This is a genomic window from Ramlibacter montanisoli, from assembly GCF_013087525.1.
GTDB classification, from domain to species: domain Bacteria; phylum Pseudomonadota; class Gammaproteobacteria; order Burkholderiales; family Burkholderiaceae_C; genus Ramlibacter; species Ramlibacter montanisoli.
Genome location: NZ_JABFCS010000001.1, coordinates 1,517,630 through 1,531,465, shown reverse-complemented (window position 1 = coordinate 1,531,465; position 13,836 = coordinate 1,517,630). Strand labels below are relative to the sequence as shown.

Here is a 13,836-nt window from a genome sequence, read left to right as displayed (position 1 = left end):
CGGGGTGCATTGACGCCCCGCGCCGGCCGGGAGTTCAATGGCCCATGGACCCGCGTTCCCTGCGCGCGAGCGACCTGCGCTTCCTGCTCGGGCTGCTCTTGCCCGTGCTGACGCTCGAGGCGGTGGCGCTGCGCCCGCACACGGCGGCCGTGGGCGCGCTGGCGATCTGGTGGAGCATCGCGCTGGCCGAGGCGCTGTGGCCCGCCCTGCGGCGTTCGCCGGCACCGCTGGAGGCGACGTCCCCCTTGCCCTGGCTGCTGCGCGCCTTCGTCCTGGTGGAACTCCTGCTGCTCGCCGCCGGGATGCGCGCCGTGGTGGATGCGGACTGGCCGGTGGTGCTGGGCGTGGCCTTCGCCGTCGGCTTCGTCACCGGCGCCCAGGGGATCACCTTCGCGCACGAGCTGGGCCACGGCCGGAGCCGGGCCGACCGCGCCCTGGCCTGGGTCCTGATGTCCTGCGTCAACTATCCGCAGTTCATGGTCGAGCACTACCGCGGGCACCACGTGCGCGCGGCCACCTGGGACGACCCGGCCTCGGCACGGGCGGGGGAGAGCCTGTGGCGCTTCCTGCCCCGCACGCTCGCCGGCAGCCTGCGGGGTGCGTGGCAGCTGGAAGCGGCACGGCTGGCGCGCTCACGCCGGTCCAGGCTGGCGAGTCCCCTGCTGTGGTGCACGGCGCTGAACCTGGCCTTCGTGCTCGCGCTCTGCGCGCTCGCGCAGTGGAAGCTGCTGGCCTTCTGGCTGCTGCAGTCGGCCTTCGCGGTGTGGCTGCTGGAGACCGTGAACTACATCGAGCACTACGGGCTGCAGCGGCGCACCGGGGCGGACGGCCGGCCCGAGCCCTTCGGCCCGGCGCACGCCTGGAATGCCGACCACGTGCTGTCCAACAGCCTGCTGGCCAACCTGCAGCGGCATTCGGACCACCACATGCACGCCTGGAAGCCCTTCCCACAACTGCAGGCGATGCCCCAGGCGCCGCAACTGCCCACCGGCTATGCCGGCTGCATCCTGCTGGCCGCGGTCCCGCCGCTGTGGTTCGCGCTGATGCACCCCCGGATGGCGGCCGCCCGGGCCTAGCGGCTCGCCACGCGGGGGCCGTTCGCGTCAGCGGGCCTTGAGGGCGCGCGGCATGTCCTCGACGTCGTCGCTGGTCTCCTGGTACACGAGGTAGACCACGATCAGGGCGGCGAAGGTCATGGCGCCGAACGCCACCACGTTGGGCAGGTCGGTCAGGTGCAGGTAGCCGAAGCCGCGCGGGGCGACGCCCCGGTCCGGGGTGGTGCAGATGAATTCCGCCGCCTGCATGCCGGTGTAGTGCATCGCGCAGACCGCGATGCCCATCACGGCGGCGGCCGCCGTGCGCAGGACCATGCCGACGGTGTTGAAGGCCAGCCAGAGTGCGGCCGTGGCGGCGACGACGGCGATCACGGCGGAGATGCCGATGATCGTGTAGTCCCACTTGATGTAGCCGTTGATCTTCATGCCGTACATGCCCAGGTAGTGCATGACGACCACGCCCATGCCGAGCAGGAAGCCGGCGAAGGCGAGGCGGCCGAGGCGCTCGGGGGCCTTGGCGACGAAGCCGAGGGCCAGGGACACCGCGACGATGGCGGCCACCAGGGAGATGCCGGTCTCCACCATGGAGTAACTGCTGGCAACGTCCAGGCGCAAGGCCATCATGCCGATGAAGTGCATCGACCAGACGCCGATTCCGCCGAGCGCGATGCCGCCCGCGATGGTGTTGCCGATGTGGATGCTGCCGTCACGCTGGCGGATGCGGGTGGCCGAGCTCAGCGCCACCATGCTTCCGAGCACGGCAATCAGATACGAAACGACGACATAGCCCAGCTGGTAGCTGGATGCGACAGGTGATTCCATGAGTCCCCTCCTGGATGGCCAACGACTTCCTCCCGTGGGCCTCGTATCGGGTCCCTTAGGTAAGAATACTTAAAGGCCTCTAGGGGATGGGCGTATGTAACAGGGCGAGCGACAGAGGGCGCCAGAGGGTGGCCGAAAGGCGCGTCATGCCCAACGGTTATGATTTCCCGCAATCCACGCCGGCACGGGAGCGCTGGGCGACGGCTGTCGCGCAGGGTCCGCCGGCGTCATCATTCGAGCCAGAGGGGCGAGGGGCAGTGCGTCTCACATCGATCAAGCTTTCCGGGTTCAAGTCGTTCGCCGAACCCACGAACTTCATGCTGCCCGGCCAACTCGTGGGGGTGGTCGGCCCCAACGGCTGCGGCAAGTCCAACATCATGGACGCGGTGCGCTGGGTGCTGGGCGAGTCCAAGGCCAGCGAGCTGCGCGGCGAGTCCATGCAGGACGTCATCTTCAACGGCACCAACACGCGCAAGCCGGCGTCGCGGTCCTCCGTCGAACTGATCTTCGACAACGCCGACCACCGGGCCGGCGGGCAGTGGGCGCAGTTCGCGGAGATCGCCGTCAAGCGCGTGCTGACGCGCGACGGCACCTCCAGCTACTACATCAACAACCAGCCGGTGCGACGGCGCGACGTGCAGGACGTGTTCCTGGGCACGGGCCTGGGCCCGCGCGCCTACGCCATCATCGGCCAGGGCACGATCAGCCGGATCATCGAGTCCAAGCCCGAGGAACTGCGCCTGTTCCTGGAAGAGGCCGCGGGCGTCTCCAAGTACAAGGAGCGCCGGCGCGAGACCGAGAACCGGCTGCACGACACGCGCGAGAACCTCACGCGCGTCGAGGACATCCTGCGCGAGTTGAACAACAACCTGGAGAAGCTGGAAAAGCAGGCGGAAGTCGCCGCGCGCTACAACGGTCTGCAGGCGGACGTCACGCTCAAGCAGCACCAGCTGTGGTTCCTCAAGCGCGCCGAGGCCGAGGTGGACCAGGGGCGCATCAAGGCCGATGCCGACAAGGCGGTGAACGACCTGGAAGGCCGCGTGGCCGACCTGCGCCGCATCGAAAGCGAGCTGGAGACCATCCGCCAGGCGCACTATGCCGCCGGCGACCAGGTGAACCAGTCGCAGGGCCAGCTGTACGAGGCCAGCGCCGAAGTCGGCCGGCTGGAAGCCGAGATCCGCTTCGTGGTGGAAGGCCGCCAGCGCGTCGAGCAGCGGCTGGTGCAGCTGAAGGAACAGGCCACGCAGTGGGCCACGCGCAAGGAAGAAGCGCAGGCCGAGACCGAGAACCTGGCCGCCCAGACGATGGAAGCCGAGGAGAAGGCGACGCTGCTGGCCGCGCAGGTCGAGGAGCAGGGCCTGCAACTGCCCGACCTGGAGGAAGCGCTGCGCCAGGCGCAATCGCGCTCCTCCGAGCAGCGCGGCGCGGTCGCCCAGGTGCAGCAGCAGATCCAGGTGCTGGCCGCCGACCAGCGCAACATCGAGGACCAGTCGCGGCAGCTGAACCAGCGGCGCGAGCGCCTGGTGGCCGACCGCAACGCGCTGGCCGCGCCCGACGAGGCGCGCCTCACGAACCTGAAGCAGCAGCTCGCGACCGCGCAGGAAGCCGCCGAGACGGCCGACGCGCGCCTGCACGAACTGCAGGAGCAGGTGCCGCAGCTGGACGAGGACCGGCGCGGCAAGCAGCAGGACGTGAACACGCAGGGCGCGCGGCAGGCCGACCTGTCGGCGCGCATGGAAGCGCTCAAGGCGCTGCAGGAAAAGGTCCGCACCGACGGCAAGCTGCAGCCCTGGCTGGCCAAGCACGGCCTGGGCGGGCTGCAGGGCCTGTGGACGCGGATCCACGTCGAGCAGGGCTGGGAGAACGCGCTGGAAGCGGCGCTGCGCGAGCGCATGAACTCGCTGGAGGTCTCGCGCCTGGACATGGTGCGCGCCTTCGCCAGCGACGCGCCGCCGGCGAAGCTGGCCTTCTATCACGCACCGACCGCCGGCGCGCCCGAAGCGCAGGCCGCGCTGCCGCGCCTGGCCGACCTGCTGCGCCTGAACGACGCGGGCCAGAAGGCGCTGCTGTCCGACTGGCTGCATGGCTGCTACACGGCGGCCTCGCTGGAAGACGCACTGGCCGCGCGCGACAAGCTGCAGGCCGGCGAAGCGATCTACGTGCGCTCGGGCCATTCGGTCACGGCGCACAGCGTCAGCTTCTATGCGCAGGACTCCGAGCAGGCCGGCCTGCTGGCGCGCCAGCAGGAGATCGAGAACCTCGAGAAGCAGCTGCGCGCGCGCAGGCGCTGATCAGCGAGGAATCGCGCGCTGGCCTGGTGCGCGCGGAAGCGGCGTACACGGACGCCTCGCAGCGCCTGACCACCGCCCGCCGCGAAGCCGCCGAAACCCAGGGCCGCGCGCACGAACTCCAGGTGGAGACGCTGCGCCTGACGCAGCTGGCCGAACAGACCCGGGCCCGCAGCGAGCAGATCGCCGGCGACCTGGCCGAAGTCGACGCGCTGCTGGAGGAACTGCAGGAAAAGCGCGTGGCCGCCGAGGGACGCTTCGAGGAGCTGGACATGCAGCTGGCCGACAGCCAGGAGCGGCATGCCCAGCTGGACGAGCGCGTGATCGAATCCGAACGCAAGCTGGCCGAGGCGCGCGAGCAGCACCGCAGCCTGGAACGCCAGGCGCAGGAAGCGCAGTTCGCGCAGCGGGCGCTGGACGCGCGGCGCGGCGAACTGCAGCGCGCGATCGAGACGGCCACGCAGCAGGCCGCATCGATCGGCACGGAGGAGGAGCGCGCGCACAGCGAGCTCACCCGCCTGACCGATGCCGCCGCCCAGGCCGGCCTGCAGAGCGCGCTGCAGCTGAAGTCCGAGCGCGAGCAGGTGCTGGGCGCCAAGCGCAGCGAATACGACGACCTGACTTCCAAGCTGCGCGCGAGCGACGAACGCCGCCTGCAGCTGGAACGCGAGCTGGATCCGCTGCGCCAGCGCATCACCGACCTGCAGCTGAAGGAACAGGCCGCCCGCCTGGGCCTGGAGCAGTACACGCAGCTGCTGACCGACGCGCAGGCCGACCTCGAAGCCGTGGCGAAGTCGATCGCCGACCACAACGTGCGCCTGACCGGCATGCAGTCGGAGATCGACCGCCTGCACCGCGAGATCGCGGCGCTGGGCGCGGTCAACCTGGCGGCGCTGGAGGAACTGAGCACGGCGCGCGAGCGCAAGCAGTTCCTGGACGCGCAGTCCAAGGACCTGGTCGAGGCGATGACGACGCTGGAGGATGCGATCAAGAAGATCGATGCCGAGACGCGCGACCTCCTGGGCAGCACCTTCCAGACGGTCAACGAGCACTTCGGCCGCATGTTCCCCGAGCTGTTCGGCGGCGGCAACGCCAGGCTGGTGATGACGGGCGAAGAGATCCTCGACTCCGGCGTGCAGGTGATGGCGCAGCCGCCCGGCAAGAAGAACCAGACCATCCACCTGCTGTCCGGCGGCGAGAAGGCCCTGACCGCCATCGCCCTGGTGTTCGCGATCTTCCAGCTCAATCCCGCGCCTTTCTGCCTGCTGGACGAGGTGGACGCGCCGCTGGACGACGCCAACACCGAACGCTATGCCAAGCTGGTGAGCAGCATGAGCAAGGAAACGCAGTTCCTCTTCATCTCGCACAACAAGATCGCGATGGAGATGGCGGAACAGCTGATCGGCGTGACCATGCAGGAGCAGGGCGTCTCGCGCATCGTGGCGGTGGACATGGAGTCGGCCGTATCGATGGCGGAGACGGAATGAGCGGATTCACCGTCGGCCTGGCGATCCTGGGCGGGCTGGTGCTGGCGGCCCTGGTGGCCTGGAACGCATGGACGACCCGGCGCAACACCCCGCGGCAGGCCGAACTGCCGGTCGCGATGGCGCCCGCGGGGGATCTCGTGCAGGAACGCACCGAGCCGGTGTTCGACGCCGAGCCGCTGTCGCCGATGCCGCCGCCGCCGGAGCGCAAGCCCGGCCTGGACGGCCTGATCGACGTGCTGGCGCGCATCGCGGTGGACGTCCCGGTGTCTGGCGAGGCGGCGCTCGCCGCCCTGCCGCCCACGCGCCGCGCGGGCAGCAAGCCCTTCGCCATCGAAGGCCACAACGATGCCACGCAGGAGTGGGAGACGCCGCGCGTCGGCCAGCGCTACAACGGCTTCCAGGCCGGCGTGCAGCTGGCCAACCGCAGCGGCGCGCTCAACGAGATCGAGTACTCCGAGTTCGTGATGAAGACGCAGGCCTTCGCCGACGCCATCAACGGCTCGCCGGAGTTCCCCGAGATGCGCGACGAGGTGGCGCGCGCGCGCGAGCTGGACCAGTTCGCCAGCACGCACGATGCGCAGCTGGGCTTCACGCTGCGCGCCCGCAATGCTGCCTGGAGTCCCGGCTACGTGCAGCAGAACGCCGCCCGCCTGGGCTTCGTGCCGGGTGCGATCCCCGGCCGTCTCGTGCTCCCCGCGCACATGCCGGGAGGGCCTCCGATCCTGGGACTGGCCTTCTCCACGCAGGCGGCGCTCTCGGAAGACCCCTCGCACTCGGCCATCCGCGAGGTGACGCTCAGCCTGGACGTGCCGCACGTGCCGCGCAGCGAGCAGCCCTTCGTGCGCATGCGTGACGCAGCGATCGCGCTGGCCGCATCCATGGACGGCCTGATCACCGACGACGACGGCCGCGTCATTCCCGCCGAGGCGCTGGACGCGATCGGCGCGGACCTGGAAAGCCTGTACGACACGCTGGACGCCCGGGACCTGTCCGCCGGCTCGCCCCAGGCGCGCCGCCTCTTTTCATGAGCATCCCGGCCCGGGACCAGGAGCGCGCGGACGCCTTGCGCGAGCTGCTGCACCACCACGCCCACCAGTACTACGTGCTCGATGCGCCGGAGATCCCGGACGCCGAATACGACAAGCTGTTCCGCGAGCTGCAGGCGCTGGAGGAGAAGTACCCCGCGCTGCTGACGCCCGGCTCGCCCACCCAGCGCGTGGGCGGCAAGACGCTGGAAGGCTTCGCCAAGGTGCGCCACAAGGTGCCCATGCTGTCGATCCGCACCGAGACCGACATCGAGGCGACCGGTGCGCGCAACTTCGACGGCCGCGTGCGCCGTGAGCTCGGGCTGAAGGAAGGCGATCCGCCGATCGAATACGTCGCCGAACTCAAGTTCGACGGCCTGGCGATCAGCCTGCGCTACGAGCAGGGCGTGCTGGTGCAGGCGGCCACGCGGGGCGACGGCGAGATCGGCGAGGACGTGACGCAGAACATCCGCACCGTCGGCCAGGTGCCGCTGCGGCTGCGCGGCGCGCCGCCGGTGCTGGAGGTGCGCGGCGAGGTCTACATGCGGCGCGACGACTTCGAGCGCCTGAACGAACAGCAGCGCGAGAAGATCGCGCGCGGCGCGAAGAACGAGAAGACCTTCGTCAACCCGCGCAATGCGGCGGCGGGCGCGGTGCGCCAGCTCGACCCGGCGATCGCGCGCCAGCGTCCCCTGAGCTTCTACGCCTACGGCTGGGGCGAGATCGAGGGCGGCCCTGCCTTCGAGACCCACCATGAGGTGCTCCAGGCCCTGAAAGGCTGGAGCTTCCCGGTGTCCGAGCGGACCGTGCTCGCGCAGGGCGCCGAGGAACTGGTGGCCTACCACCAGGCGGTGGGCCGCGAGCGCGACGGCCTGCCCTTCGACATCGACGGCGTCGTCTACAAGGTCAACAGCCTGGCGCTGCAGAAGAAGCTGGGCTTCGTCACGCGCGAGCCGCGCTGGGCGGTGGCGCACAAGTTCCCGGCGCAGGAGCAGATGACGACGGTGGAGTCCATCGACGTCTACGTGGGCCGCACCGGCAAGCTGACGCCGGTGGCGCGCCTGCAGCCGGTGTTCGTCGGCGGCGTGACCGTGACCAACGCCACGCTGCACAACGAGGACGAGGTCCACCGCAAGGACGTGCGGGTTGGCGACACGGTGATCGTGCGCCGCGCCGGCGACGTGATTCCCGAAGTGGTCGCCGTGGTGCCGGCCCGCCGCGCGCCGGGCGCCAAGGCCTTCGTCATGCCCGCCACCTGCCCGGTGTGCGGCTCGGCGGCGGTGCGCGAGGAAGGCGAAGCGGACCACCGCTGCACCGGCGGCCTGTTCTGCAGCGCCCAGCGCAAGCACGCGATCCTGCATTTCGCGCAACGGCGGGCGCTGGACATCGAAGGCCTGGGCGAGAAGCTGGTGGACCAGATGGTGGATGCCGGCGTGATCCGCACGCTGCCCGACCTCTACCGCCTGGGCCTGGCCAACCTGGTCGCGCTGGACCGCATGGGCGACAAGTCGGCCCAGAACGTGCTGGCCGCGCTGGAGAAGTCCAAGGCCACGACCCTGCCGCGCTTCCTCTACGGCCTGGGCATCCGCCACGTCGGCGAGTCCACGGCGCGCGACCTGGCGCGGCATTTCGGCAAGCTCGATGGCGTCATGGACGCGGGCGTGGAGCAGCTGCTGCAGGTGCCCGACGTCGGGCCCATCGTCGCCGAAAGCGTCCATGCCTTCTTCCAGCAGCCGCACAACCGCGAAGTGATCGAGCAGCTGCGCGCCTGCGGCGTGCATTGGGAGGAGGAGGGCGAGCCGGCGGTGCAGGCGCCCAAGCCGCTTTCGGGCAAGACCGTGGTCCTCACGGGAACGCTGCCGACGCTGAGCCGCGACGAGGCCAAGGAACTGCTGGAAGCCGCCGGTGCCAAGGTCGCCGGCTCGGTGAGCAAGAAGACCGACTACGTCGTGGCCGGCGCCGAAGCGGGCAGCAAGCTGGACAAGGCGCGGGAGCTGGGGGTGGCCGTGCTGGACGAAGACGGCCTGCGCCAGTTGCTGGCCGGCTGATCAGGCGCCGGTGGCCTCGGGCGGCTCGCGCTCCGGCCGCCGCCACAGCCACCAGAGCACCAGCGCCATCACGGCGACCCCCGCGAGCACGAAAGGCACCCAGGCGCGCGGTGCCACCACCAGCATCGACACGGCGCTGATCGCCATCATCACGGTGGTGAACCACTTGGCCCGGCGCGGCACGATCCCGTGCTCGTTCCATTGCCGCAGCTGGCGCCCGAAGCGCGGGTGCTCCATCAGCCACTGGTGCAGCCGCGGCGAGCTGCGCGAGGCCGCCCAGGCGGCCACGATGAGGAAGGGCACCGTGGGCATCACGGGCACGAACACTCCGACCAGGCCCAGCAGCAGGCACAGGCCGGCCAGGGCCTGCAGCAGCCACCGGGCGGGGGCGGTGAGGGAGCGGGGATTGGCGGTCATTGGCGTAGCCATGATTCAAACATACCGGCAAGTCCCCGTGGTGCCATGCCCCATTCGGTATGCTTCCGCCATGTCGGTCAAGGAAATACTCAGGATGGGGGATCCGCGCCTGCTGCGGCTGGCGCAGCCGGTGCAGGCCTTCGGCACCCCGGAGCTGCGCGCTTTGGTGTCGGACATGCAGGACACCATGGCCGCCGCCAACGGCGCCGGCCTGGCGGCGCCGCAGATCGGCGTGGACCTGCAGGTGGTGATCTTCGGCAGCGACGCGGCCAACCCGCGCTACCCGGATGCGCCGCCGGTGCCGCGCACCGTCCTGGTGAACCCGATCATCACGCCCCTGGGCAACGAGGAAGAGGACGGCTGGGAAGGCTGCCTGTCGGTGCCCGGCCTGCGGGCGGTGGTCCCGCGCTGGCGGCGCATCCGCTACACCGGCTACGACGAACAGGGCAACCGGATCGACCGGGAAGCCGAGGGCTTCCACGCGCGGGTGGTGCAGCACGAATGCGACCACCTGGTGGGCAAGCTCTACCCGATGCGGGTGCGGGACTTCACGAAATTCGGCTTCACCGAGGTGCTGTTCCCGGGCCTGGACGCCGGCGACGACGACTGAGCGGCCTGTTTCGGGCCGAAATAAAGGCGGGCGGCCGGTCCGAACCCTGTCACCATGGGCCTCCATGGCTTCCATGGCGAGGATCCCCGATCAACTTCTATCTCTGGTGCGCCATCGGCGCCGTGCTCGGCTGGCTGGCGGGCACCCTCATGGGGTCCACGGGCAAGGTGCAACGCCTGGAGGAAGTGCTGGTGGGCGTGTTCGGCGCCTTCATCGGCGGTGAGTTCGTCGTCGACCTGCTGCGTTCCGCGGCGCCGGCCCCCGGCTTTTCCGTCGCCGCCCTGGGCATGGGCATCCTCGGCGCGGTGGTGATGCTCACCCTGCTGAAGATGATGCGCGGGGCCGTCGGGCCCCTGCGTTCCGGCAAGAGCCGCACGGTCCGCCGCTGAGCCCTTCCCGTCCGGCGCTGCCTACTGCGCCTTGATGCCGCGCATGGCGATCACGCCGCCGAGCAGCGCGGTCTCCTGCCGCACGCGGTTGGCCAGGCCTTCGGGCGAGGTGCCCGCCACCTGCCAGCCCTGCTGGAACAGCTTCTGACGAACTTCCGGCGTGCGCACGATCTCCGCGATCAGCCGCGACAGCTTGTCCACCACCGGGCGCGGCAGCGACTTCGGCGCGGCGGCGGCGGTCCAGATCTCCAGCTGGAAGCCGCGCACGCCCTGCTCGTCGAGGCTGGGGTACTCGGGCACCAGGGCGCTGCGGCCGCTGGAGGTGACGCCGATCGCCTTGAGCTTGCCGGCGCGGATCTGCGGGCCGGCCAGGCCCGGCGGCAGCAGCGACAGGTGCACCTGGCCGCCCAGCATGGCGTTGATCACCTGCGGGTTGCCCGGGTAGGGCACGTGCACCGGGTCGATGTTGGTCTTGCTCTTGAGCAGTTCCATGCCGATGTGGCCGACCGTGCCGATGCCGGGCGTGCCGTAGCTCCACTTGGTGCCGGCGTTGCGCGCCGCCAGGAAGAACTCCTGGGCGTCCTTGCCGGGCGCGTCCGCCGGCGCCGTCAGCAGCAGCGGCGCGGTGCCGATCAGGCTGATGGGCGCCAGGTCCTTCTGCGGATCGAAGGGCGTCGCCGGGTTGAGCAGCTTGGCGATCGTCATGTTGCCGTTGATCAGCACGCCGATCGTGTGGTTGTCGGTCGCCTTGGCCACCATGTCGGCGGCGATGTTGCCGCCGGCGCCCGGCTTGTTGTCGACGATGACCGGCTGGCCCAGCGCCCGCGACAGCGGCTCGGAGATCGTGCGTGCCACCAGGTCGGGCGTGGAGCCGGCGGGGAAGCCGACCAGGATGCGGACCGGCTTGGTGGGCCAGTTGGCGGCGGCAGCGGGGGCCTTCTGGGCGAATGCGGCGCCGGTGGCGGCGGCGAGGGCAAGCAGCACGAAAGCGCGGCGCGCCGAAGTGTTCAGCGTATGGATCATCTCCGGATCATAAGGAATCCGGCTGGGCCGCCTCAGGAGCCGACCGCTTCCAGCAGCTCGGTCTCGATCTCGATCTGCTTCCGGTTCTGCTGCAGCTCGGGACCGTCGATCAGGAAGGTGTCCTCGACCCGTTCGCCCAGCGTCGTCACCTTGGCCAGCTGCAGGTTCAGCTTGTGGCGGGCCAGCACCCGCGCGATCGAATAGAGCAGGCCGACGCGGTCGCTGGCGGAGATCGACAGCAGCCAGTTCTGCGCCTTCTCGTCGGGGTGCAGTTCCACGCGCGGCGTGACCGGGAAGCTCTTGACCCGGCGCGACACGCGCCCGCGGCTGGGCGGCGGCAGCGGGCCCGCGGCGGCGACGGTGTTGGCCAGTTCCGATTCGACCATGCTGCACAGCTCTCGGTAGTGGTCGGGCATCATGGCCGTGACCACCTGGAAGGTGTCCAGCGCGTAGCCGTTGGTGGCGGTGTGGATCTTGGCGTCCAGGATGCTGAAGCCGGCCTGGTCGAAATAGCCGCAGATGCGCGCGAACAGGTCGGGCTGGTCCTTGGTGTACACGAGGATCTGCAGCCCTTCGCCCACGGCGGACATGCGTGCCCGCACCAGCACCTTGGCGGTGCCCACGTGGCGCGAGATGTGGCGCGTGTGCCAGGCGATGTCGCCGGCGTCGTGGCGCATGAAGTAGCCGATGTCCAGCGTGTCCCACAGCTTCTTGTGCGCCTCGAAGGGCAGGGCGAACAGCTGCAGTTGCACCAGCGCCTCGTGCTTGCGCGCCTCGATCTCGGCCTTGGGGTCGGGCGTGCCGCCGCCCAGCGCGCGCAGGGTGTAGCGGTACAGGTCCTCCAGCAGCTTGCCCTTCCAGGCGTTCCACACCTTCGGGCTGGTGCCGCGGATGTCGGCCACCGTCAGCAGGTACAAGGCGGTGAGGTAGCGCTCATTGCCCACGCGCTGCGCGAAGGACTGGATCACCGCCGGGTCGCCCAGGTCCTCCTTCTGCGCCACGCGGCTCATGGCCAGGTGCTCTCGTACCAGGAACTCGATCAGCTTGCAGTCCTCGGCGTCGATCTTGTGCTGGCGGCAGAAGCGCCGCACCTCGCGCGCACCCAGGTCGGAATGGTCGCCGCCGCGGCCCTTGGCGATGTCGTGGAACAGCGCGGCCGTGTACAGGATCCAGGGCTTGTCCCAGCCGGCGGCCAGCTGCGAGCAGAAGGGGTACTCGTGCGCGTGTTCGGCCAGGAAGAAGCGCCGCACGTTGCGCAGCACCATCAGGATGTGCTGGTCCACGGTGTAGACGTGGAACAGGTCGTGCTGCATCTGGCCGACGATGCGCCGGAACACCCACAGGTAGCGCCCGAGCACCGAGGTCTGGTTCATCAGCCGCATCGCGTGCGTGATGCCGCGCGGCTGCATCAGCATGGCGCGGAAGGTGGCATGGTTCTGCGGGTCGTTGCGGAAGTTCGCGTCCATCACCTTGCGCGCGTTGTACAGGGCGCGCAGCGTGCGGGCCGACAGGCCCTTGATGCCCGGCGTGGCCTGGTACAGCAGGAAGGTTTCCAGGATCGCGCGGGGGTTCTTCAGGTAGAGGTCGTCGCTGGCGACCTCGATCATCCCGGCCTTCTCGGAGAAGCGCTCGTTGATCGGGCGGGCTTCGGAAGCGGCCGGATTCAGGCGCTCCTCGATGTTCAGCAGCAGGATCTGGTTCAACTGGGCGACCGCCTTGGCCGCCCAGTAGTAGCGCTTCATCAGCCGCTCGCTCGGGCGCTGCAGCGTACGCCCGTCGGGGCGGACCACCGCCTTGTAGCCGAAGGACTCGGCCACCGCGTTCTGCAGGTCGAACACCAGCCGGTCCTCGCGCCGTCCGGCCACCACGTGCAGGCGCGCGCGGATGGTGGACAGCAGCGCCTCGTTGCGCTTGATCTGGCGCGCCTCGAAGGCGGTGGCCAGCCCGGTGCGCGCGAGCTCGTCCCAGCTGCGGCCGAAGCCCGCCGCGTTGGACACCCACAGGATCACCTGCAGGTCGCGCAGGCCGCCCGGGGACTCCTTGCAGTTCGGCTCCAGCGCGTAGGGCGTGTTCTCGAACTTGGTGTGCCGCTGGCGCATCTCCAGGGTCTTGGCCGTGAAGAAGGCGCGCGGGTCGACCTGCGCGCGGAAGCGCTCCTGGAAGGTGGAAAACAGCTTGCGCGAGCCGGTGACCAGGCGCGACTCCAGCAGCGAGGTCTGCACCGTCACGTCGCCCGCCGCCACCGCCAGGCATTCCTCCACGGTGCGCACGCTGGAGCCGACCTCCAGGCCGGAGTCCCAGCAGCTGCCGATGAACTGCTCCACGCGGCGCTTGAGCGTGGCGTCGTGGTCGCAGGAGATGCCGTCCGGCATCAGCAGCAGCACGTCGACGTCGGAATGCGGAAAGAGCTCGCCGCGGCCGAAGCCGCCCACGCCCACCAGCGCCACCCCTGCCGGCATGCCCGCGTTCTGCCACAGGCCCTTGAGGGCGTCGTCGGCGGCCTGCGCCAGCGCCTGCAGCAGCGACTTGATGCTGCGGGTGGAGCCGCCGTCGGACTGCAGCGCGGTGAGGAGCTGGGCCTTGCGGGCCCGGTAGCCGTCGCGGACCGAAACACCGTCATGCCCGCGCGGGCGGGAACCCAAGGCTTGCGCTCCAGGGCCGGCCTGGACGCC

9 protein-coding genes and 1 pseudogene are annotated in these 13,836 nt (G+C 70.1%); 6 read left to right on the top strand and 4 right to left on the bottom strand.

What is annotated here, in order from left to right; genetic code table 11:
• The first annotated feature begins 44 nt into the window (after positions 1-44).
• A complete protein-coding gene (locus HK415_RS07765) occupies positions 45-1,076 on the top strand; it encodes an alkane 1-monooxygenase (RefSeq protein ID WP_171557892.1) in 1,032 nt (343 codons plus the stop codon).
• A gap of 27 nt (positions 1,077-1,103) precedes the next feature.
• Here HK415_RS07765 and HK415_RS07760 read toward each other — a convergent pair whose 3' ends face one another.
• On the bottom strand, positions 1,104-1,877 hold the full coding sequence (locus HK415_RS07760) for an MHYT domain-containing protein (protein WP_171557890.1): 774 nt from the start codon (positions 1,875-1,877) through the stop codon (positions 1,104-1,106).
• A gap of 257 nt (positions 1,878-2,134) precedes the next feature.
• On the opposite strand from HK415_RS07760, the pseudogene smc reads away from it, so the two are divergent.
• The 3 genes and pseudogenes from smc (at position 2,135) to ligA (ending at position 8,725) form a co-directional block, all read left to right on the top strand.
• A pseudogene (gene smc, locus HK415_RS07755) lies at positions 2,135-5,652 on the top strand (chromosome segregation protein SMC).
• A complete protein-coding gene (locus tag HK415_RS07750) occupies positions 5,649-6,680 on the top strand; it encodes a cell division protein ZipA C-terminal FtsZ-binding domain-containing protein (RefSeq protein ID WP_171557888.1) in 1,032 nt (343 codons plus the stop codon). The pseudogene smc and the gene HK415_RS07750 overlap by 4 nt, the downstream one beginning before the upstream one ends.
• On the top strand, positions 6,677-8,725 hold the full coding sequence (ligA, locus tag HK415_RS07745; RefSeq protein ID WP_171557886.1) for an NAD-dependent DNA ligase LigA: 2,049 nt from the start codon (positions 6,677-6,679) through the stop codon (positions 8,723-8,725). Before HK415_RS07750 ends, ligA begins: the two co-directional genes overlap by 4 nt.
• Here the strand turns inward: ligA and HK415_RS07740 are convergent, their stop codons facing one another.
• Positions 8,726-9,142 (bottom strand): YbaN family protein, encoded by a 417-nt coding sequence (locus HK415_RS07740; RefSeq protein ID WP_171557883.1) that lies wholly within the window; start codon positions 9,140-9,142, stop codon positions 8,726-8,728.
• Between the two features lie 70 nt (positions 9,143-9,212).
• On the opposite strand from HK415_RS07740, the gene def reads away from it, so the two are divergent.
• Together def and HK415_RS07730 are read left to right on the top strand one after the other, a co-directional pair.
• Positions 9,213-9,752 carry a peptide deformylase gene (def, locus tag HK415_RS07735; RefSeq protein WP_171557880.1) on the top strand — a complete coding sequence of 180 codons (540 nt, stop codon included), beginning with the start codon at positions 9,213-9,215 and terminating at the stop codon, positions 9,750-9,752.
• 122 nt (positions 9,753-9,874) lie between these two features.
• Positions 9,875-10,141: a GlsB/YeaQ/YmgE family stress response membrane protein gene (locus tag HK415_RS07730; protein ID WP_216369751.1), complete on the top strand. Its 267-nt coding sequence runs from the start codon at positions 9,875-9,877 to the stop codon at positions 10,139-10,141.
• A 21-nt stretch (positions 10,142-10,162) separates the two neighbouring features.
• Here the strand turns inward: HK415_RS07730 and HK415_RS07725 are convergent, their stop codons facing one another.
• Positions 10,163-11,164 (bottom strand): Bug family tripartite tricarboxylate transporter substrate binding protein, encoded by a 1,002-nt coding sequence (locus tag HK415_RS07725; RefSeq protein WP_171557878.1) that lies wholly within the window; start codon positions 11,162-11,164, stop codon positions 10,163-10,165.
• Between the two features lie 32 nt (positions 11,165-11,196).
• Positions 11,197-13,806, bottom strand: coding sequence for a [protein-PII] uridylyltransferase (locus tag HK415_RS07720; protein WP_253261806.1), 2,610 nt, complete (start codon positions 13,804-13,806; stop codon positions 11,197-11,199).
• Positions 13,807-13,836 lie beyond the last annotated feature (30 nt).